This window comes from Pelobacter seleniigenes DSM 18267, assembly GCF_000711225.1.
GTDB classification, from domain to species: domain Bacteria; phylum Desulfobacterota; class Desulfuromonadia; order Desulfuromonadales; family Geopsychrobacteraceae; genus Seleniibacterium; species Seleniibacterium seleniigenes.
Window position 1 is genome coordinate 1,509,969 of sequence record NZ_JOMG01000002.1, and the last position, 19,404, is coordinate 1,529,372.

Genomic DNA, 19,404 nt, shown 5'->3' on the forward strand with positions numbered 1-19,404 from the left:
CTAAAGTCTCATGGGCATAATAACTGAAAGATAATTATCATCGCTCTCAGGGCTTATGCGTCCTGGAGAAATATTGTCTTTTAAATTAAAAATTATATTTTCAGCTTTAATAACCTGTAAAATATCCATTATATATTTAGCATTAAAGCCAATCGAAATTTCGTCTGCATTATATGCAATATCCAATTCTTCTCTCGCATCACCCAAATCTGGATTTGAAGAACTCAGGACAAGAAAATCTTTATTAAAATTTAGTTTTATACCTTTTGATTTTTCACTTGATAAGATAGATATTCTTTTTAAAGAATGTAAAAATAGATCTTTATTTATTACAGCAAAATTTTTTCCTTTTTCAGGAATAACTCTCTTATAATCAGGAAATTCTCCGTCAACCATTCTCATTATTAAAATTGTATTTTCATATTTAATTATAAAATTATTGTCTGTAATTCCAATTTCAATATCTTGATCGGAGTTTTCAATTAATTTTCTAATTTCAAAAATGCCTTTTTTAGGTAAAATAAATCCTTCTTTAAATTTATCACCTAAATCACCATTTACTTTTCTTTGAACCATTGAAAGCCTATGGCCATCTGTTGATACAAATGTTAATAAATTATTATCCTCGATTCTCTCTTCTTTGACATAAATTCCAGTGAGATTAAATTTTGTTTCATCACTTGAAATTGAGAAGACAGTTTTATCAATCATTTCGTTAATTATATTTCCATTAACTTTAAATATATCATTATTAATTTCGGGGAATTTTGGAAAATCCTCGGGAGAAAGTCCAACGAGATTAAAGATAGATTTTTCACATTTAATCTCCACCCAAAAATTGCTTTTTGAGGTGAAATATACATTTTTATTGGGTAATTCCTTAATTATTTCAAAAAGTTTTTTTGCGGAGACGGTAATTTTACCCTCTTCTTTGATGGCGCAATTATGTTTGGTCTTCAGACCGACTTCCAAATCTGTTGCTGTTATCAGGATTTCTTCATTTTTAGCTTCAATGAGGACATTCGCCAGTATTGGTATGGTATGGCGTTTTTCGATAATTCCCTGAACTTTTGTGAGTGCTTTAAGAAAGTCGTCTTTTGAGATTTCAAATTGCATTTCGTCCTCCGTCAACAGTGCATACTAAGTACTATATTAGTAATAATTTAATAGTAGTAACAGTAGTGGCTGTTTAAATGTTGATAAGTATCTAACCTATTAAAAAATAAAGAAAAATTATTTCAAAATCGGTGTGGAAAATTTACCTATTTTGTTGCTCAATTGTGAACATTTTTTTTTATATCCCACTTAGGCAGGATTTTTACTATTTATCCACATTTAAGACCCCATCTTTTCCATGAGTTTTTCAACGGTCATTCTTGTATGCAGATCCTCTTCCATTTTTTTGTCTATTTTTTTTATGGCATGGATAATGGTGGAGTGATCCTTACCGCCGAATTTTGTGCCTATTTCCGGGTAGGAAAGATCAGTTAGTTTTCTGCATATATACATGGCAATCTGTCTTGGTAAAACAAGATTCTTTAATCTTTTCGATGATTTAAGTTCAATTGACTTAATTTGAAAATGTTCAGCGACGGTTTTTTGAATTTTTTCTATGGTTATTTCTTTGCTGTTTTCGATGATAATATCTTTTAATATGGTTTTTGCCATGTTTAAATTTATTGGTGTTGAAGTTAAGCTTGCATATGCTCCAACGCGGATTAAATAGCCTTCCAACTCCCGGACGTTGCTGGTGATTGAATTGGCCAGAAAGTAGGCGACATCTTCAGGGAGGTCAATTTTGTTTTGATCTGCTTTCATTTTGAGAATGGCCTGTTTTGTTTCCGTATCGGGTGATTGTATATCGGCGATAAGACCCCACTCAAACCTTGATCTTAACCTCTCTTCTAAATCCGGTATTTCTTTAGGAAATTTGTCCGAGGTTACAACTATTTGCTTATGAGATTCATATAAAGCATTAAATGTATGAAAAAATTCCTCTTGGGTACTTTTTTTACCTGCTATAAACTGAATATCATCTATTAATAATATATCTATGGACCTGAATTTATTTCTAAATTCATCCATTTTTGCATGCCTTAATGAATTTATTAATTCATTAGTAAATTTTTCTGAAGAATAATAACAAACCTTTATATTATTATTCTTTTTAAGAACTTCATTTCCTATTGCATGAATAATATGTGTTTTTCCAAGTCCGACTCCTCCATATATGAATAAAGGATTATATGTTGTAGCTGGATTATTTGATACTGCTAGAGCTGCTGCGTGGGCAAATTGATTTGATGGACCGGAAACAAATGTTTTAAAAGTGTAATTAGGATTAATGTTGGATATTTCAAAAAATTCATTTTTTGATTTATTATCAACATTTTTAACTGTTTCTTCTAGCGGCTCTTTTGGAGTTTTTACTTCTTTATTTTTAAGATTTCTATTTATTTGTATTTCAATATTAAAATTTATTTTAGATATTTCATAGAGTGTCTCGCATATTATTTGATTGTAATTTTCTTTAACCCAGTCCTTTATGAATTTATTTGGAACCTCCAATATTATATGATCATCTGATATTTCCTTGGTTTGGATTGGCTTTATCCAGGTGTTAATATTCTGATCACTTATTTTACTTTTTAATTTATCAACGGCTTTTTCCCAAATATTCTTCATAATGATTCCACAAGTTATAAACAGCTGTGTATATCTCTAAAATGCTGATTTTATTAAAAAAATAATTAAATATTGCGTATTTGAATGATTTTGGACCCCTACTATAATGCTTATTGGTTTTATCTTCCAGAATAAATTTGTCTTTCTTTTTTCTTGACTCTCTTAGGTTGTTGTGATTAATGATACTGCTTTGTCAAGAAATCAGTAATGGAGGAAAAGCATGTCTAAGCGTACGTTCCAACCGAGCCGGATTAAAAGAAAGCGGACTCACGGTTTCAGAAAGAAGATGCAGACTAAAAATGGTCGCCAGACCCTTAGTAGGCGTCGGGCTCGTGGTCGGAAATCTCTTACCGTTTCCGTTCCACATAAATAATAGATGGATGCATCTTTCCCCGGTTGTTTAAGAATTAGAAAATCGTGGGAATTCAGATTGATTAATAAAATGGGGTGTAAAATTTATGCACCCCATTTTATTCTCTTCAAGCTTCCTTCTAGTGCAAACAGTGCGCGTTTAGGGATTACTGCGAGTTCGAAAGTTGGAAACGCAGTACAAAGAAACCGAATTAAGAGGCTTATCAGAGAATACTTTCGAAAAAATATTTTTTCTCTTGATAAGTTGGATTATTCTGTCATTGTCAGAAGAGGCGTCTCACAAGTATCGTCGAAAATAATATTTGACGAGCTTCATCATATATTTACAAAGAAATAATAATGGTTAAGCAATTCTTTGTTTTTCTTATAGATATTTATAGATATCTTATATCCCCACTTACCCCCAGAAGTTGTCGCTTTTATCCTTCCTGTTCTTCCTATGCAAAAGATTCTATATTAAGATTTGGGGCTGTAAAGGGTTTGTTTTTATCTATAAGAAGATTATTAAAGTGTCATCCTTTCCATCCAGGTGGTTACGACCCTGTACCGTCAATTCAGAAACAGGATATTTATAATGGAAAATAATAGAACTATTTTGGCTATAGTACTTATTGTATTACTTTGGTCTGGGTACAGTTTATTTTTTGCCCCGTCTCGCCAGCCTGTTAAAAATAATGATTCGGTGCAGGAGGCGACCACTGCAAATCAAGATATTAAGAAGGATATTAGTTCTGAGAAGGTAGATAAAAATTTTAATATTCCAACAACTGATGAAAAAGTTGTGTCAAAAAATATTCGAGTATCAAATGATCTTTTTGATATTTCTATTTCAACAGAAGGAGGGTCTGTTGATTCCATAATTTTAAAAAAATATAAAGAAACTAATTCTAAAAATTCTGATTTATATAGTTTGTTTTCAAGTAAAAACTTTCACGGTAATTCTTTTATAAATTATGGGTCTGATGAGTTTTATTTTCCTAGCAATTTAAATTATTCTGTTAATGGACCTGACAATATTACTATCGATAATAAATTTGACGTTGTTTTTACAGCTGAATACAAGAATTTAAAAATAGATAAAATATATACTTTTTATAAAGACAGATACTCTTTTGATTTAAAGGTTATAATCACTAATTTAAGTAATAATGATATTTCTGGCAATATTTTTACTTATTTATATCATCCCATTGATACTGATGCAAAAAAGGAAATGTATTCTTTTACAGGTCCGGTCACTTTATATCAAGGTAAGTTACAAGAAGATAAAATTAAGAATATAGAAGAAAAATCAATTTCTTATAATGGTGATTTTAGTTGGTCTGGATTTACAACTAAATACTTTATGATTGCTGCTGCGCCTAGTAAGAATATTGAAGATGTCAATATATCACCCCAATATGATGGGATTATTAATAATTTTAGTAGTAATAATCTTAAATTAGGTGCAGGGGGATCAAGTCAAATTGATTTTACCTTTTATGCCGGACCTAAGATGTATGAAGATCTGGCTGTCAGTGGTAATAAATTTGAAGAAGTTATTCATTTTGGTTTTTTCCATCCTTTGGCTAAGCCATTGATGGTTATCCTCAAATTCTTTTATGGTTTCCTGGGTAATTATGGTTTTTCTATTATTTTATTGACTATCTGTATTAAGCTGCTTTTTTGGCCTTTGACTCAAAAGAGTTATAAATCCATGAAAGGCATGCAGAAACTGCAGCCGGAGATGAAGAGGTTGCGGGACAAGTTTGGCTCAGATAAGCAGCGTCTCAATCAGGAGATGATGAAATTTTATAAAGACCATAAGGTTAATCCTTTGGGCGGCTGTTTGCCTATGGTGATTCAGATTCCGGTGTTTTTTGCGCTTTACCGCGTGCTGCTCGGCTCCATTGAACTGCGCCATGCTCCTTTTATCCTTTGGATTACAGATTTGTCTGCAAAAGACCCTTATTATGTAACGCCTTTGATTATGGGAGTTACAATGTTCCTGCAGCAAAAAATGACTCCAACCAATATGGATCCGACTCAGGCTAAAATTATGCTGTTGATGCCGGTCGTTTTTACCTTTATGTTTCTTAATTTTCCTTCCGGTCTTGTGGTATATTGGCTTGTGAATAACCTTTTGACTATTTTGCAGCAATATCTGATTAAGCGCCAACCTGATTGACGCTTTCGCATGAATCAATGAATACGAAGGATACTATTATTGCGCCTGTTACCCCGCCAGGGGAGGGTGGTGTTTCAATTGTCCGTCTATCAGGTCCGAGTAGTTACTATTTATTAGAACATTATTTTTCTCCTACTGGGTCGGTTGAAAAATTCAGTTCTCACCGTCTTTATCATGGAAAACTAAAAGACGACAACGGAGCTATTATTGACGAGGTGCTGGCTGTTTATATGGCCGCACCTCGTACTTATACCTGCGATGATGTGGTTGAAATTCATTGTCATGGCAGTCGGCATATTGTCCGGATAATTCTTGATTTGTTTCAAAGGGCTGGTGTTCGTCTGGCCCAACCTGGCGAGTTTACCTATCGAGCATTCCTTAACGGTCGTATTGATCTCACTCAGGCTGAAGCCGTCGCACGACTTATTCATTCCTCCTCAGAGTCTTCCCGGAAGTTGGCACTGTCTCAAGTCGATGGTGGATTGAGTCAAAAAATTTATTATTTTCAAAGGGCGGTTAAAAAATTACTTGTTCTTGTCGAGGCCTGGATAGATTTTCCTGAAGAGGATATTCCTGGGACTGATATTCAGCAGATTAGATCCGGTGTTGCCGCTCTTGTGGAGGAAGTAGGTAGAATAACTTCAACCTATAGCTATGGGCGCATTCTTAGCGAAGGGCTGAGTGTTCTTCTGGTTGGGAAGCCGAATGTTGGCAAAAGTTCTCTTTTAAATTTTATTCTCGGTGAGGAACGTGCCATCGTTACGGATATTCCCGGAACTACGCGTGATATCATTGAAGAGGGCATTGTTATTCATGATATTCCGGTACGTATTTTTGATACTGCCGGACTTCGCAACTCAGATGATCCTGTTGAGATGGAAGGAATCCGTCGAGCTCAGAAAAAAATATCTGAAGTCGATTTAGTTCTTCTCCTGGTTGATTCGAGTCGACCGCTTGATCAAGCAGATCTTGATGCTTTGGATGTTTGTCGCCAATATCCCTGTGTTGTCGTTAAAACCAAAGGCGATCTTGATACTTGCCATCATAATTATGATTTTTCCCAATTTACCTGCTTTTCTGTTTCAGCTAAGACTGGTGCGGGGATTAAAGAATTAATTAATTATATATATGAATATTTTATAAATGATCCTTCTTCTGTTTCCGACTCTGTTTTGCTTGCTGAAAGAAGGCATTATGAATCTCTTATTAGCAGCTTGGCAAATCTGAAGAAAGCTCTGCAGTTGATCGGGCAGGATGAATTTTTAGAGTTTATTGCTTTTGAATTGAGAGAGGCATTATTTTATTTAGGACAGATAACCGGAGAAACGACCACTGAAGATTTGTTGGGTGAAATTTTTTCCGGATTCTGTATTGGTAAATAGTGTTTCACGTGGAACATTGAATGATGACGTACGGGAAAGAATATCAAGTGATTGTGGTGGGGGCAGGGCATGCCGGCTGCGAAGCGGCTTTGGCGTCTGCACGAATGGGTTGCTCCACTCTATTACTGACTATTGGGTTAGATACTATAGCACAAATGTCTTGTAATCCTTCTATTGGAGGGTTGGCAAAAGGCCATCTTGTCCATGAGGTTGATGCTTTGGGTGGAGAGATGGGGTTGAATATTGATGCTACCGGTATTCAATTTCGACGACTGAATATGAGGAAGGGCCCTGCAGTAAGAGCGTCAAGGGCTCAGGCTGATAGAATGGCGTATAGCGCCAGAATGAAGAGAATTATTGAAAAAGAACCGACGTTGGATCTTAAGCAAGGACTTGTCGCTGAGCTATTAACAGAAGGACAGCGGGTTGTTGGGGTTAGGACTAGAGAGGGGTTGGTGTTTAAGGGGCGTACAGTTGTTATTACGACTGGAACTTTTATGCGCGGACTTATTCATGTTGGTTTGAATCATTATGCAGGTGGGCGGGCAGGGGAACCATCGTCCGAAACTCTTTCCGATTCCCTGCGGGCATTGGGTTTTAAGGTTGGCCGGCTTAAGACAGGGACACCAGCAAGGCTTTGCGGTCGAACTATAGATTTCACCAGGCTGGAGCGCCAATCAGGGGATGACCAGATAAAACCTTTTTCGTTTTTGCATGAGGCAATTGAGAGAGAACAGGTCTCTTGTTATATCGCAAACACCAATGAAAGGACCCATCAGATTATACGAGATAATCTGGATAAGTCTCCCCTTTATGCAGGGATTATTGAGGGGGTCGGGCCTCGCTATTGCCCATCGATCGAAGATAAGGTGGTGCGCTTTCCGGAAAAAGCTTCACATCAATCTTTTATTGAACCGGAAGGACGGCAGAGTGATGAATTCTATCCAAGCGGTCTTTCAACCTCTCTTCCTGCAGATGTTCAGTTGGCCTATTTCAGGACGATGGTAGGTTTTGAAAAAGTTGAAATAATGCGGCCAGGATATGCGATCGAATACGATTTCGTTGAACCCTTGCAGCTGAAAAAGAGTCTGGAGACAAAAGAGATAACGGGGTTATTTCATGCTGGCCAAATTAACGGAACGTCCGGTTATGAGGAAGCTGCGGCTCAGGGGTTAATGGCAGGAATCAATGCGGCAAGGTTTTGTCAGGATCGGGAACCGGTTATTCTTGGTCGGGATCAGGGTTATATTGGGGTGATGATAGATGATCTGGTGACCCAACCAACAACGGACCCTTATCGCATGTTTACTTCCAGATCTGAATATAGGCTGTTATTACGAGAAGATAATGCGGATCAGCGACTCACAGAAATTGGACGCGAAATAGGATTGGTGAAAGATGATCGCTGGAAGTTGTATCAACAAAAGCAGGTTCAAGTTGAGAAAACGAAGAAATTTTTAAATACTACAGTGGTAACCAGCTCACATAAAAAAGTCACTGAGGCTCTAAATATTGATGAATTAAAGAGTGGCGTTTCTTTAGCTGTTTTGCTGAAAAGGCCTGAAGTCAGTATTACTCAGCTGAAAGAAGTTTTTCCTGAATTAACAGCGGTTGCTGATTCAGCTCTTGAACAAGCTGAAATAAGTCTCAAATACGAAGGTTATATAACTCGGCAGTTGGAGCAGATTGCCAAGGCACAAGAGCAAGAAGATGTTTTGCTTCCCGACAATTTGGACTATTCGGTTATTCCCAGTATTTCTTCTGAGGTAAGGGAAAAACTAGCTAAAATCAGACCAGCAACCCTGGGACAGGCAAGTAGGATTCAGGGGGTCACTCCAGCCGCAATTGCTGTTATCAATATCTATTTACGGAAAAATAAGAATGCCAGTTAGTTTGCATTATCAATTGCAGGCCTTGGGAATAAATATTTCTCCTCAATTCGTTGCAAAGGAAATAGCTTTTATCGACGAATTATTGAGGTGGAATAAAAAAATCAATCTTACCGCAATAACAGATCGTAACGAGGTGTTGGAAAAGCATCTGTTGGATTCTTTGGTGCTGAATAAATTTATAAAAGAAGGTTTCAGGCTTTTGGATCTCGGCTCCGGCGGGGGATTTCCAGGATTGGCTTTAGCCATTGCAAATCCGGAAATAAGAGTTGTCTCAGTGGAGAGTGTTGGAAAGAAGGTTAACTTTCAAAAGCATGTTAAAAGGTTGCTTGGTATAGATAATTTTGAGCCCATCGGCAACAGGATAGAAAATCTATTAATGCGAGGGGATTTTAAGTCAGAATTCGACATTATTACCGCGCGAGCATTTGCTTCTTTAGAGGTTATTGTCGAAATGAGTGAACCTTTTTTGTCTACCCATGGAAAAATAATCGCGATGAAGGGGCCGGAAGGGGACGCTGAACTAGCGGCTTTGGGAACAGAAAAACTTAAAAATTACAGAGACATATCAATAGAAAGTTATAAACTGCCGCTATCCGGATCGAATCGTCGCTTAATTGTTTTGCAAAAATAACACAATCATTACATTTCTCTGACTTAAATTAGGTGAATTCAATCAACGCATATGCTATCTTCCCCTGACGTATGACAACTGTTTGTTATCAGGTGTGGTATAAGGAGTAAAAAGGATGGCAAAAATCATAGCCGTGGCCAACCAAAAGGGTGGAGTCGGAAAAACAACCACCGCTGTCAATCTGGCTGCTTCTTTAGCGGCCGCTGAAAAAAAAACGATTCTGCTGGATATGGATCCTCAGGCCAATGCGTGTAGTGGTCTTGGAATCGATAAAACAGAAGTTATTTTAACGGTTTATGATGTTTTGTTGGGTGAAAGCAATATCGCTGAGGTAATGTTGCCAACCGAATTGAAATATCTATCTGTCATCCCCTCCAATACCAATCTGATCGGTGCAGAAATAGAGCTAATAGGAAGACCCGAACGAGAAAAACAATTAAAGTATGCACTTGAAACAATCCGTGACGAATTTGATTATATCATTGTTGATTGTCCACCGTCCCTCGGCTTATTAACAGTAAACTCATTGAGTGCTGCCGATTCTGTCCTGGTTCCCTTGCAATGTGAATTTTATGCCATGGAAGGATTGGGGCAATTGATGCAGACCATCAGAATTGTTCAGCAAGACCTGAACCCAAAGCTCCAGCTCGGGGGTATTCTTCTCACCATGTTTGACGGAAGAAATAATCTTTGCCATCAAGTCAGTGATGAGATACGCACCCATTTTGGCAAAAAAGTATTTAATTCCATTGTCCCAAGGAATGTTCGTCTGTCAGAGGCACCGAGCTATGGCCAACCTGCATTGATGTACGATATCGCTTCGCGCGGCGCACAGGCGTACATTGAGTTGGCCAAAGAAATCGTGACCGGAGGCGCCATATGAACAAGCCTAAAAGACCTGCTCTTGGCAAGGGGATCGGCGCATTATTAAGCTCGGCCGCACAGGAGGGCGGAAAAAAATATTTTCTATGTCCCATTGAGGAACTGGAGCCGCACAGCCAGCAGCCGCGTAAGACCTTTAATGATGCCAAAATGGCGGAATTGGTGGCATCGATCAAGGAGAAGGGGGTTATTCAACCTCTCGTGGTCCGGCAACAGGGTGATCATTACCAGATAATTGCCGGGGAGCGCCGTTGGCGGGCAGCCCAAAAGGCTGGTCTGGAGCGCGTTCCGGTGGTCATCCAGGATGTTTCCGAAGACTGGGCTCTGGAAATGGCTTTGATAGAGAATATTCAGCGTGAAGACCTGAATCCTCTTGAAGAGGCAAGTGCCTACCGGTATTTGATGGACAGTTTTGATTTGCTTCAGGAAGAAGTAGCCAAACGCGTTGGGAAAGATCGCTCAACAGTAGCTAACTCACTAAGATTATTAAGGTTACCAGAAGAAATCAAGCAACATCTACGGGATAATAAAGTCACAATGGGACACGCGCGGGCTTTACTGGCTCTGGACAGTGATGAAGATATCATCGAAGCAGGGCTGGAAGTCATCAGGAAAAAACTGTCAGTCCGTGACACTGAAAAGTTGATTAAAAAAATCAAGAATTTTAGTGGCAATCGAACAGTGGAGAAAAAACCGGAGAATAAGCAGGTCGATCCAGATTTGATTGCTCTGGAAAATGACCTGCAGCAGTTTTTTGCCACTCAGGTCAAACTGGCTGCGAAGGGGAAGGGGGGCAAGATCGAAATCAGTTATTTCGATCAGGGGGAATTGGCCCGGATTCTGGACCTGCTTGGTCTGCAACAATAATTAATTGAAAAGTAGAAATCTATGTTTGGAACTAAAAAGCAGGAGCAGAAAGCGATGAAAAAACCGGTTGCAATAGATAAGGCTGATATCAAAGCTTTTCTCGGGTCGGGCAGCCGATTTGAAGGAAAGCTTAGTTTTGACGAGATGGTAAGGCTTGATGGACATTTTAAAGGTGAAATCTCTTCAACCGATACCCTTGTCGTTGGTGAAACGGGAGAGATTGAGGGGCAGATAACCGTTGGCGCTTTAATTTTAAGTGGCCGCTTCAAAGGGGATATCAAGGCTTCATCCCTCGTTGAGTTAAGGGCTCCTGCGGTTATTGACGGGAGCATTGAAACGCCAACACTTAAAATTGAAGAAAAAGTGGTCTTTAACGGCGAGGTAAAAATGACCAGCCCAAAAGAGCTGAAACCCGCGGTTGGAGGGGAGCCAAAAAAGAAATAATCGGCTTGTCAAAACAGCATTTGCAAAGAGGAATCATAGGCTTGACAAGAATCAGAAAAGTATGATAGCTATGCCCTTCCTTAACTTGAAACCCCGTTTATATAATCGATCTGTTGTATACTGTATACAGTAAATCGACTTTCAAACCGAAATGAGGTGAACTAGGTGATCAGTGTCGACTGGACCCTTGGTCTGCAATTCCTTAATTTTGCAGTCCTTCTTTTCATCCTGAACAAAATTTTGTACAAACCTCTCCAAAAAATTATTACTCAACGCCGAGAAACCATTCAGTCATCTCAATTACGCGCTAAAGACCTGCAGGTTGAAATTGATAATAAGATGCAGCACTATCAGCAGCAGTTGCAGGATGCGAAGAGCGTAGCCAATGACGAACGCAATAAGCTCAAAAAATCAGGAGTAGAACAGGAAGCAGCTTTGCTCGCCGAGGCACATCACAAAGCCGCAGATCGGTTGCTGCAGATTAAAGAGAAGGTTCATCGCGAAGCAGGCGACGCAAGTCAGAAGCTTAAAGATGAAGTGGACAGTTTGGCCGGGCAAATCGCTTCGAAAATCCTCGGCAGAGATGTTGCCTAACGAAAAGGATGGATCTGAGTATGTTGCAGAAACAAGTTAAGACAGCAATATTAACCTTGGGAATCGTCCTGCTCGTCAGCGTGGTTGCCTTCGCTTCAGGAGGAGCCGAACATCATGCCGACAGCGGCGTCCTGCTCAAGGATTTTTTATACCGTGTCCTGAATTTTTCGATTGTGGTTGCCTTGCTGGTTTATTTTTTGCGGAAACCGCTTAAAAAAGGATTGGCCGGGCGGAGCGAGGAAATTGAGAAAGCGCTCTCTGAGGCAAAAAAGGCAAAGGAAGAAGCTGAGGCCAAGTTTGCCGAATATGATCTGAAGCTGAATCAGGCAACTGTCGAAATTGCAGAAATCAGTGCTTCGATCCGCCGCGAAGGTGAATTGGAAAAGCAACGGATCATTGAAAATGCCAAGGCGATGGCCGCAAAAATCGAAGCCGATGCCGAACGGACCGCGGATATTGAGGTTGCCAAAGCGCGCGAGGAGTTACAGCGGGAAGCTGTTCAACTGGCAGTTGCCCTGGCCGAAGACTTGCTGAAAAAGAACTTCACCAAAGAAGACGATACTCGCATGATTGATGAATACATTCAAAAAGTGGGAGAGTTACATTGAGTGACAGTGCGATAGCCATAAGATACGCCAAAGCGTTGCTCAACATTGCTGAGGAACAAAAGCTGATTGAGCGGTTTTCAGATGAGGTCGGCCAGCTTGCGGAGCTTTTGAAAAAGGAAGACCTGCTGAGACTGTTATTGGATAGCCCGACTTTTCCATTGGAGAAAAAGCTGGCTATCATGCGTGATATCGGCGACAAGTTGCAATTGTCGGCGGGGTTGCAGAATTTTCTCGATCTTCTTCTGCAAAAAGGACGAATAATTTATCTTGGTGACATCGCGAGAAATTATCGCCGTTTGGCAGATGATCGCTCCGGAGTGTTAAGGGCAACAATAAAAACCGCCCACGAATTACCAGAGCCGAAAGCTGAGGCTATCAAAACCGGACTTGAACAGCAGATCGGGAAGAAAATTATTCTCAGTATTGAAAGAGACGAAGCCCTTATTGGCGGCATTCTAGCTGAAATGGGCGGAAAAATATTTGATGGCAGCGTGAAAACCCAGCTGAAACGGATTGCAGATACCTTAGCAAAGGGGTGATGAAATATCATGGAAATCAGAGCGGAAGAAATCAGTGCGATTATTAAGAAGCAGATAGAAAATTTCGGTCGTGAAGTCGAAGTCAGCGAGACCGGCACCATTATTTCAGTCGGTGACGGCATTGCCCGCATTCATGGCCTTGATAAAGCGATGTCCGGAGAACTGTTGGAATTTCCGGGTGGGATCATGGGCATGGTTCTCAATCTGGAGGAAGACAATGTCGGTGCCGCAATCCTTGGTGATGCCGAGCATATCAAGGAAGGCGACCTGGTCAAACGCACCGAGCAAATCGTCCAGGTTCCGGTTGGCGAAGCCCTGATTGGCCGGGTTGTCGACGGAATTGGTATTCCGATTGACGGCAAGGGTGATATTCAGACGGAAACCTATAGCCAGGTTGAAATTAAGGCCCCGGGGATCGTTTCCAGGAAATCGGTCCATGAGCCGATGCAGACCGGGCTCAAAGCTATCGATTCAATGGTGCCGATCGGCCGCGGGCAACGGGAGTTGATTATCGGTGACCGGCAGACCGGGAAAACCGCAGTGGCTATTGACACCATCATCAACCAGAAGGGGAACGGTGTCATTTGTATATACGTTGCCATCGGCCAGAAACGGTCGACGGTTGCCCAGGTGGTTGACAAACTGCGTCAGCATGACGCTATGGATTATACCATCGTGGTTGCGGCAACGGCCTCGGACCCGGCTCCTCTGCAGTATATTTCGCCCTATACCGGAGTCACAATGGGTGAGTTTTTCCGGGATAACGGCCGGCATGCACTGATTATTTATGATGACTTGTCAAAACAGGCCGTCGCTTACCGTCAGCTGTCCTTGCTGCTGAGACGGCCACCGGGACGGGAAGCGTTCCCAGGGGACGTTTTCTACCTGCACAGCCGGCTTTTGGAACGTGCCGCCAAATTGAACGATGCCGAGGGGGCAGGGTCGTTGACCGCTCTCCCGATTATCGAAACCCAGGCTGGTGATGTTTCCGCTTATATCCCGACCAACGTCATCTCGATCACGGACGGGCAGATCTTCCTGGAGACGGACCTGTTTTATTCCGGGGTTCGCCCGGCGATCAACGTCGGCCTTTCCGTCTCCCGGGTCGGTGGTTCGGCGCAGGTCAAAGCGATGAAGCAGGTTGCCGGAACTTTGCGTCTGGCGCTTGCGCAATACCGGGAGATGGCCGCCTTTGCCCAGTTCGGTTCAGATCTGGACGCAACCACCCAGGCCCAGCTTAATCGAGGTGCGCGGCTGGTTGAAATCCTCAAGCAGGGGCAGTATCAGCCGATGCCGGTTGCCATTCAGGTACTCTCGATTTTTGCCGCCAGCAACGGTTACGTGGATACTTATCCAACCACTGCTGTGCAACGCTATGAGAGCGAAATGCTGGCTTTCATGAAGGCGAACCATGCTGATATCATCAAAGATATCGCTGAGAAAAAGGCACTCGACAGCGAACTGGAAGGTCGAATCAGAACCGCCCTGGATGAGTTCAAAACTCAATTTGTAGCCTGATTGCCTAAAAGGTTGAACAGATGCCCAGTCTGAAAGACATCAAAAAAAGGATCAGCTCGGTTAAAAATACCCAGCAGATCACCAAAGCGATGAAAATGGTGGCAGCGGCTAAATTGCGGCGTGCCCAGGAGGCTGCCGTTGCGGCTCGCCCCTATGCGGAGAAAATGCACACGGTGCTTTCCCATCTGGCCATGCGCGAAGAGGCCGAAGCTCATCCGCTTTTAAACCAGCGTGGTACAAGGCGCGCCCTGGTGGTCTTGATGACTGCTGATCGCGGCTTGTGTGGAGGTTTTAACGCCAACGTTTCCAAAGAAGCGGAGCGCTACATTCGTCGCAACGAAGAGGGCTACGACGCTATCGACCTGATGATTATCGGTCGGAAAGGGCGCGATTTTCTCAAAAGCCGGCTCGGCGATAAAATCGTCAAGGTCTATGAGAATATCACCACGGATGCAACCTATAAAACGGCTCAGCTTATTGGCGAAGAGGTCATCAGCAAATATACCGATGAAACCTATGACGCTGTCTTCCTGCTCTACAATGCTTTTCAGAGCGCCATTGTACAAAATGTTACCTTTGAGCAGGTTTTGCCGATTAAGCCGGATGATTCTATGGATATTAATGAATCAGCGGTCGATTATCTCTATGAGCCAAACCGGGCGGTCGTGCTTGGTGAAATCCTCCCGAAAATGGTTGAGGTGCAATTATTCCGCGGACTTTTGGAATCGAATGCGTCCGAGCAGGGAGCCCGGATGTCGGCCATGGACAGTGCCAGCAGGAATGCCGCTGAAATGATTGGTAAGCTGACTCTGCAGTATAACCGTGCCCGGCAGGCCGCGATTACCACAGAATTGATGGAGATTATTTCCGGCGCCGAATCGATTAAATAACAAAGAGATTTTACTTTTTACATAGGCTTATTCCGTTGTGAATAAGGAGGAAAGGTTTCGTTATGAACAAAGGGAAGATCACACAGGTTATCGGTCCTGTTGTCGACGTCGAGTTCGAGCCCGGCAAATTGCCGGAGGTTTTTCACGCCTTGAAGATCACCAATCCATCTCTTGGTAACGGCGAGTGGAACCTGGTCTGCGAGGTTGCCCAGCATCTGGGGGAAAACACGGTCCGGACCATTGCCATGGACTCCACTGATGGTCTGGTTCGCGGTCAGGATGTGCTCGATACCGGCGACCAGATTCTGATGCCGGTGGGGGGCAAGACCCTTGGCAGGATTCTCAATGTCGTCGGCGAGCCCGTCGACGAGCGCGGGCCGGTTGAAGCGGAACAAGCCTGGGGGATTCACCGTCCTGCTCCGGCCTTTATCAACCAGTCGACCAAGGTCGAATCTTTTGAAACGGGGATCAAGGTCGTCGACTTGCTGGCGCCCTATTCACGGGGTGGAAAAATTGGCCTGTTCGGTGGTGCCGGTGTCGGCAAGACGGTTCTGATTATGGAACTGATCAACAATGTTGCCCAGCAGCATGGTGGTTTTTCGGTTTTTGCCGGAGTCGGCGAACGGACCCGGGAAGGAAACGACCTTTGGGAAGAGATGAAAGAGTCGGGCGTTCTGGACAAGGCCGCCCTGATTTATGGCCAGATGAACGAACCACCGGGAGCCCGGGCTCGAGTTGCCTTGTCCGCTTTGACCGTGGCCGAATATTTCCGTGACGAAGAAGGCCAGGACGTGTTGTTGTTCGTTGATAACATTTTCCGTTTTACCCAGGCCGGTTCCGAAGTTTCGGCCCTGCTGGGGCGGATTCCTTCAGCGGTCGGTTATCAACCGACCCTGTCCACTGAAATGGGTGAATTGCAGGAACGGATCACCACGACGGATAAAGGTTCGATCACTTCGGTACAGGCGATTTATGTGCCGGCCGATGACTTGACCGACCCGGCTCCGGCAACGGCCTTCGCCCACCTGGATGCGACCACGGTTCTTTCCCGGCAGATTGCAGAGCTGGGGATCTATCCAGCGGTCGACCCCCTTGATTCAACCAGCCGGATTCTTGATCCGCAGGTGGTCGGCGAAGAGCACTACAAGGTCGCCCGTGACGTACAATATATTCTGCAGCGTTACAAGGATCTGCAGGATATTATCGCTATCCTCGGGATGGATGAACTTTCCGAAGAGGATAAGCTGGTGGTGGCGCGGGCCCGTAAAATTCAGCGATTCCTGTCGCAGCCGTTCCACGTTGCCGAAGTCTTCACCGGCTCGCCGGGCAAATACGTGGAATTGAAGGATACCATCCGGGGCTTCAAGGAGATTGTCGAAGGTAAACATGACAACCTTCCCGAACAGGCATTCTATATGGTCGGAACGATTGAAGAAGCCATCGAACGGGCGCAGAAAATGGCGGCCGCATAAAAGTCCGATCGGCTTAACTCGCATAAAGGAACGTTCTGATGGCAGAAAAATTAACTCTGGAAATGGTTACCCCTTACAAAAAGGTCCTGTCGGAAGAGGTCGATGAATTGACCGCCCCTGGTTTCATGGGCGAACTCGGCATTCTTCCCGGGCATACGCCCCTGCTGACAACATTGAAGGTTGGCGAACTTTCCTATCGCAAGGGGCAGGAACTGTTCCATGTTGCTGTAAACTGGGGTTATCTGGAAGTCGAAGAAGACAAGGTCACGGTTTTGGTCGATACCGCGGAAAAAGCTGATGAAATCGATCTGAACCGGGCCAAAGCCGCCCTGGGGCGGGCAGAAAGCGCATTGAAAACCCTCTCCGAGGATGATAAGCAGCACGCCGTCATGGAAGCGGCTTTGCAGCGGGCTCTGATTCGGATTCAGGTTGCCAGCAGGAACCAATAGAAAGCGGCAATAAAAGCGAAAACCAGACAAAGGACACTTCATTTGAAGTGTCCTTTGTCATTGATCCGCAGGAAGAACCCGGGAAACAGAGGTTGACATTTGCTCTCGGAGTTTTTACCTTGAGGAAAATAGGCACAACTTACATCGTACTATCGGGAAGGTGAGCCTGTGACCCAAACCGAAGAAACCTTCTTGTTCAACCGTCCGACCAACGCGCTGAACGCTTTATCTGGAATGCCTTCCGGTCCTTATTCTCCTTTTCTTTCCCCCCGGATTAAATTCCCTGACCGCATTTTTTACCAGCAAATGAAGGACAACGGTCCGCGGTCGGCTTACCGAGCAGCGTGGACCCTTCGTAATCAGGAAAAAAGAGCAGCGAAAGATTATTCTTATTTGAAATGGTGATGAAATGGCCGAGATTCTGATTGTCGATGATGACGAGATGATGTGTTCAACGTTGTCTGCGCTGGTAACGCGCAAAGGCCACGCTGCGCTTTCGGCCATGACCTTGAAACAGGCCCTGGCAATGACAGAGCAAGGGCAATTTGATGTAGTTTTTCTCGATGTCCAGATGCCTGACGGAAATGGTTTGGATGCTTTGCCGGCCATTGAGATGAGCCCTTCCAAACCTGAAGTTATCATCATGACTGGCTACGGAGATCCCAACGGCGCGGAACTGGCCATAAAAAGCGGGGCATGGGACTACATTGAAAAAGGTTTTTCCATCAAAGAGATTACCCTTTCCCTGGAAAGGGCACTGCAGTACCGCAAAGAAAAACTAGAGGTTGTCCGTCATCGCAAACCGGTATCGTTGAAACGGGACGGAATCATTGGCAGCAGTCCGGCCCTGTTGAGTTGTCTCGACCAGGTGGCGCAAGCCGCCGCCAGTGACGCCAATGTGTTCATCACCGGAGAGACCGGGACCGGCAAGGAGCTGATTGCCCGCGCGGTTCATGACAACAGTCAACGCAGGCAGGAAAATTTTGTTGTGGTCGACTGTACCTCTCTACCGGAAACCCTGGTCGAAAGTCTGCTGTTTGGACATGAAAAGGGGGCCTTTACCGGTGCCGACAGGGCACAGGACGGCTTGGTTCTACAGGCCCATAAAGGGACCTTGTTTCTCGATGAGGTCGGCGAGCTGCCTCCAGTATTACAAAAAGCCTTTCTTCGCGTGCTGCAGGAACGGCGCTTCCGCCCCCTCGGGCAGAGTAAGGAAAAAACCAGCGATTTTCGTCTCATTGCCGCAACCAACCGGGATCTTGACGCCATGGTTGAGGCCGGTCGTTTTCGTAGTGATCTGCTGTTTCGGTTGCGCTCTTTTGTTATCGAGTTGCCGCCGTTGCGGGAGCGGATGGAAGATATCCACATTCTTACCAGGCATTATGTGGATAAGTTTTGTGCCCGCTATGGCATGCCCTCCAAGGGGTTTGCACCGGAATTTCTCGAAATGCTGAGTCTTTACCCATGGCCGGGGAATGTCCGCGAACTGGTCAACACCCTGGAACGGGCCTTGGCCGCCGCCCATTTTGATCAGACACTTTATTCCAAACATTTGCCCAGCCACATTCGGGTCCATGTCCGCCGCGCGGAAATGGAAAATTCATCAACCGAGAAAAATGACCTGAACCTGAATGTTAGCGACATACCAAAATTGCAGGATTTCCGAGAAGCTATCTATCAACAGGCCGAGAATGAATATCTGTTGAAATTGATGGCAACCAGCGCCGACGATATCCCCGCGGCCTGCCGGATTTCCGGACTCTCCCAATCACGGCTGTATGCGCTGCTGAAAAAACACGGTATTGCCAGGAAGAATTGAGCGGACCACGCCAGCTGTTATTGCCGAAATCGCAAAAAAGAAATCAGCATAAAGTCATTTGCTCGCATAAATTAAATTCTGAACGGTGCGTGATACAGGAAAATTTCTATCGGTTCAGACTGCCAAGACATTGCCCCCTTAGGTAAATAACCCTACAAACATTCTGAAGTAGACAAAAAATTGGCATGACAGA

21 protein-coding genes are annotated in these 19,404 nt (G+C 43.6%); 19 read left to right on the forward strand and 2 right to left on the reverse strand.

Annotated features, from left to right (window positions below; all coding sequences use genetic code 11):
• Together dnaN and dnaA are read right to left on the reverse strand one after the other, a co-directional pair.
• A complete protein-coding gene (gene dnaN / locus N909_RS0109605; protein ID WP_029914432.1) occupies positions 1 to 1,116 on the reverse strand; it encodes a DNA polymerase III subunit beta in 1,116 nt (371 codons plus the stop codon).
• Between the two features lie 219 nt (positions 1,117 to 1,335).
• Positions 1,336 to 2,685 carry a chromosomal replication initiator protein DnaA gene (gene dnaA / locus N909_RS0109610; RefSeq protein ID WP_029914434.1) on the reverse strand — a complete coding sequence of 450 codons (1,350 nt, stop codon included), beginning with the start codon at positions 2,683 to 2,685 and terminating at the stop codon, positions 1,336 to 1,338.
• 220 nt (positions 2,686 to 2,905) lie between these two features.
• Here dnaA and rpmH point away from each other — a divergent pair, with 220 nt between their 5' ends.
• The 19 genes from rpmH to N909_RS0109690 all read left to right on the forward strand — a co-directional run bounded on the left by rpmH (position 2,906) and on the right by N909_RS0109690 (position 19,211).
• Positions 2,906 to 3,058, forward strand: a complete 153-nt coding sequence (gene rpmH, locus N909_RS25280) for a 50S ribosomal protein L34 (protein ID WP_084167658.1) — start codon at positions 2,906 to 2,908, stop codon at positions 3,056 to 3,058.
• A gap of 69 nt (positions 3,059 to 3,127) precedes the next feature.
• Positions 3,128 to 3,394 (forward strand): ribonuclease P protein component, encoded by a 267-nt coding sequence (rnpA, locus tag N909_RS26570; protein WP_425415852.1) that lies wholly within the window; start codon positions 3,128 to 3,130, stop codon positions 3,392 to 3,394.
• Between the two features lie 2 nt (positions 3,395 to 3,396).
• Positions 3,397 to 3,642 (forward strand): membrane protein insertion efficiency factor YidD, encoded by a 246-nt coding sequence (gene yidD, locus N909_RS25290; RefSeq protein ID WP_084167660.1) that lies wholly within the window; start codon positions 3,397 to 3,399, stop codon positions 3,640 to 3,642.
• Positions 3,632 to 5,224: a membrane protein insertase YidC gene (gene yidC, locus N909_RS0109615; RefSeq protein WP_029914436.1), complete on the forward strand. Its 1,593-nt coding sequence runs from the start codon at positions 3,632 to 3,634 to the stop codon at positions 5,222 to 5,224. The genes yidD and yidC overlap by 11 nt, the downstream gene beginning before the upstream one ends.
• Before the next feature lie 17 nt (positions 5,225 to 5,241).
• On the forward strand, positions 5,242 to 6,606 hold the full coding sequence (mnmE, locus tag N909_RS0109620; protein ID WP_029914438.1) for a tRNA uridine-5-carboxymethylaminomethyl(34) synthesis GTPase MnmE: 1,365 nt from the start codon (positions 5,242 to 5,244) through the stop codon (positions 6,604 to 6,606).
• A gap of 20 nt (positions 6,607 to 6,626) precedes the next feature.
• Positions 6,627 to 8,498 (forward strand): tRNA uridine-5-carboxymethylaminomethyl(34) synthesis enzyme MnmG, encoded by a 1,872-nt coding sequence (gene mnmG / locus N909_RS0109625; protein WP_029914440.1) that lies wholly within the window; start codon positions 6,627 to 6,629, stop codon positions 8,496 to 8,498.
• Complete coding sequence (rsmG, locus tag N909_RS0109630; protein ID WP_029914442.1) at positions 8,488 to 9,129, forward strand: 16S rRNA (guanine(527)-N(7))-methyltransferase RsmG; 642 nt, start codon at positions 8,488 to 8,490, stop codon at positions 9,127 to 9,129. Before mnmG ends, rsmG begins: the two co-directional genes overlap by 11 nt.
• A gap of 115 nt (positions 9,130 to 9,244) precedes the next feature.
• A complete protein-coding gene (locus tag N909_RS0109635; RefSeq protein WP_029914444.1) occupies positions 9,245 to 10,012 on the forward strand; it encodes a ParA family protein in 768 nt (255 codons plus the stop codon).
• Positions 10,009 to 10,878 carry a ParB/RepB/Spo0J family partition protein gene (locus N909_RS0109640; protein ID WP_029914446.1) on the forward strand — a complete coding sequence of 290 codons (870 nt, stop codon included), beginning with the start codon at positions 10,009 to 10,011 and terminating at the stop codon, positions 10,876 to 10,878. Before N909_RS0109635 ends, N909_RS0109640 begins: the two co-directional genes overlap by 4 nt.
• 54 nt (positions 10,879 to 10,932) lie before the next feature.
• Positions 10,933 to 11,322, forward strand: coding sequence for a bactofilin family protein (locus N909_RS0109645; protein ID WP_029914448.1), 390 nt, complete (start codon positions 10,933 to 10,935; stop codon positions 11,320 to 11,322).
• Positions 11,323 to 11,487: 165 nt separating this feature from the next.
• Entirely contained in the window at positions 11,488 to 11,916 is a 429-nt protein-coding gene (locus N909_RS0109650) for a F0F1 ATP synthase subunit B (protein ID WP_029914450.1), read from the forward strand.
• Positions 11,917 to 11,936: 20 nt separating this feature from the next.
• Complete coding sequence (atpF, locus tag N909_RS0109655; protein ID WP_029914452.1) at positions 11,937 to 12,524, forward strand: F0F1 ATP synthase subunit B; 588 nt, start codon at positions 11,937 to 11,939, stop codon at positions 12,522 to 12,524.
• Positions 12,521 to 13,063 (forward strand): ATP synthase F1 subunit delta, encoded by a 543-nt coding sequence (atpH, locus tag N909_RS0109660; RefSeq protein ID WP_029914453.1) that lies wholly within the window; start codon positions 12,521 to 12,523, stop codon positions 13,061 to 13,063. The genes atpF and atpH overlap by 4 nt, the downstream gene beginning before the upstream one ends.
• A gap of 9 nt (positions 13,064 to 13,072) precedes the next feature.
• On the forward strand, positions 13,073 to 14,581 hold the full coding sequence (atpA, locus tag N909_RS0109665; RefSeq protein WP_029914455.1) for a F0F1 ATP synthase subunit alpha: 1,509 nt from the start codon (positions 13,073 to 13,075) through the stop codon (positions 14,579 to 14,581).
• A 20-nt stretch (positions 14,582 to 14,601) separates the two neighbouring features.
• The gene (gene atpG / locus N909_RS0109670; protein WP_029914456.1) at positions 14,602 to 15,471 is read left to right on the forward strand and encodes an ATP synthase F1 subunit gamma; all 870 of its coding nucleotides are present in this window, start codon (positions 14,602 to 14,604) and stop codon (positions 15,469 to 15,471) included.
• A 62-nt stretch (positions 15,472 to 15,533) separates the two neighbouring features.
• The gene (gene atpD, locus N909_RS0109675; protein ID WP_029914458.1) at positions 15,534 to 16,943 is read left to right on the forward strand and encodes a F0F1 ATP synthase subunit beta; all 1,410 of its coding nucleotides are present in this window, start codon (positions 15,534 to 15,536) and stop codon (positions 16,941 to 16,943) included.
• A gap of 38 nt (positions 16,944 to 16,981) precedes the next feature.
• Positions 16,982 to 17,392, forward strand: coding sequence for a F0F1 ATP synthase subunit epsilon (locus N909_RS0109680; RefSeq protein ID WP_029914461.1), 411 nt, complete (start codon positions 16,982 to 16,984; stop codon positions 17,390 to 17,392).
• A gap of 168 nt (positions 17,393 to 17,560) precedes the next feature.
• Positions 17,561 to 17,797, forward strand: coding sequence for a hypothetical protein (locus N909_RS0109685; RefSeq protein ID WP_029914463.1), 237 nt, complete (start codon positions 17,561 to 17,563; stop codon positions 17,795 to 17,797).
• A gap of 4 nt (positions 17,798 to 17,801) precedes the next feature.
• Positions 17,802 to 19,211, forward strand: coding sequence for a sigma-54-dependent transcriptional regulator (locus tag N909_RS0109690; protein WP_029914465.1), 1,410 nt, complete (start codon positions 17,802 to 17,804; stop codon positions 19,209 to 19,211).
• Positions 19,212 to 19,404: the final 193 nt, after the last annotated feature.

Bases quoted from the DNA above. Each gene is read 5' to 3' on its own strand.
- yidC (WP_029914436.1), top strand. From the start codon at position 3,632: ATGGAAAATAATAGAACTATTTTGGCTATAGTACTTATTGTATTACTT.
- N909_RS0109635 (WP_029914444.1), top strand. From the start codon at position 9,245: ATGGCAAAAATCATAGCCGTGGCCAACCAAAAGGGTGGAGTCGGAAAA.
- atpD (WP_029914458.1), top strand. From the start codon at position 15,534: ATGAACAAAGGGAAGATCACACAGGTTATCGGTCCTGTTGTCGACGTC.
- rsmG (WP_029914442.1), top strand. From the start codon at position 8,488: ATGCCAGTTAGTTTGCATTATCAATTGCAGGCCTTGGGAATAAATATT.
- dnaA (WP_029914434.1), bottom strand. From the start codon at position 2,685: ATGAAGAATATTTGGGAAAAAGCCGTTGATAAATTAAAAAGTAAAATA.
- atpG (WP_029914456.1), top strand. From the start codon at position 14,602: ATGCCCAGTCTGAAAGACATCAAAAAAAGGATCAGCTCGGTTAAAAAT.
- mnmE (WP_029914438.1), top strand. From the start codon at position 5,242: ATGAATACGAAGGATACTATTATTGCGCCTGTTACCCCGCCAGGGGAG.
- N909_RS0109645 (WP_029914448.1), top strand. From the start codon at position 10,933: ATGAAAAAACCGGTTGCAATAGATAAGGCTGATATCAAAGCTTTTCTC.
- dnaN (WP_029914432.1), bottom strand. From the start codon at position 1,116: ATGCAATTTGAAATCTCAAAAGACGACTTTCTTAAAGCACTCACAAAA.
- N909_RS0109640 (WP_029914446.1), top strand. From the start codon at position 10,009: ATGAACAAGCCTAAAAGACCTGCTCTTGGCAAGGGGATCGGCGCATTA.
- mnmG (WP_029914440.1), top strand. From the start codon at position 6,627: ATGATGACGTACGGGAAAGAATATCAAGTGATTGTGGTGGGGGCAGGG.
- N909_RS0109680 (WP_029914461.1), top strand. From the start codon at position 16,982: ATGGCAGAAAAATTAACTCTGGAAATGGTTACCCCTTACAAAAAGGTC.
- rnpA (WP_425415852.1), top strand. From the start codon at position 3,128: ATGGGGTGTAAAATTTATGCACCCCATTTTATTCTCTTCAAGCTTCCT.
- rpmH (WP_084167658.1), top strand. From the start codon at position 2,906: ATGTCTAAGCGTACGTTCCAACCGAGCCGGATTAAAAGAAAGCGGACT.
- N909_RS0109690 (WP_029914465.1), top strand. From the start codon at position 17,802: ATGGCCGAGATTCTGATTGTCGATGATGACGAGATGATGTGTTCAACG.
- atpF (WP_029914452.1), top strand. From the start codon at position 11,937: ATGTTGCAGAAACAAGTTAAGACAGCAATATTAACCTTGGGAATCGTC.
- atpA (WP_029914455.1), top strand. From the start codon at position 13,073: ATGGAAATCAGAGCGGAAGAAATCAGTGCGATTATTAAGAAGCAGATA.
- yidD (WP_084167660.1), top strand. From the start codon at position 3,397: ATGGTTAAGCAATTCTTTGTTTTTCTTATAGATATTTATAGATATCTT.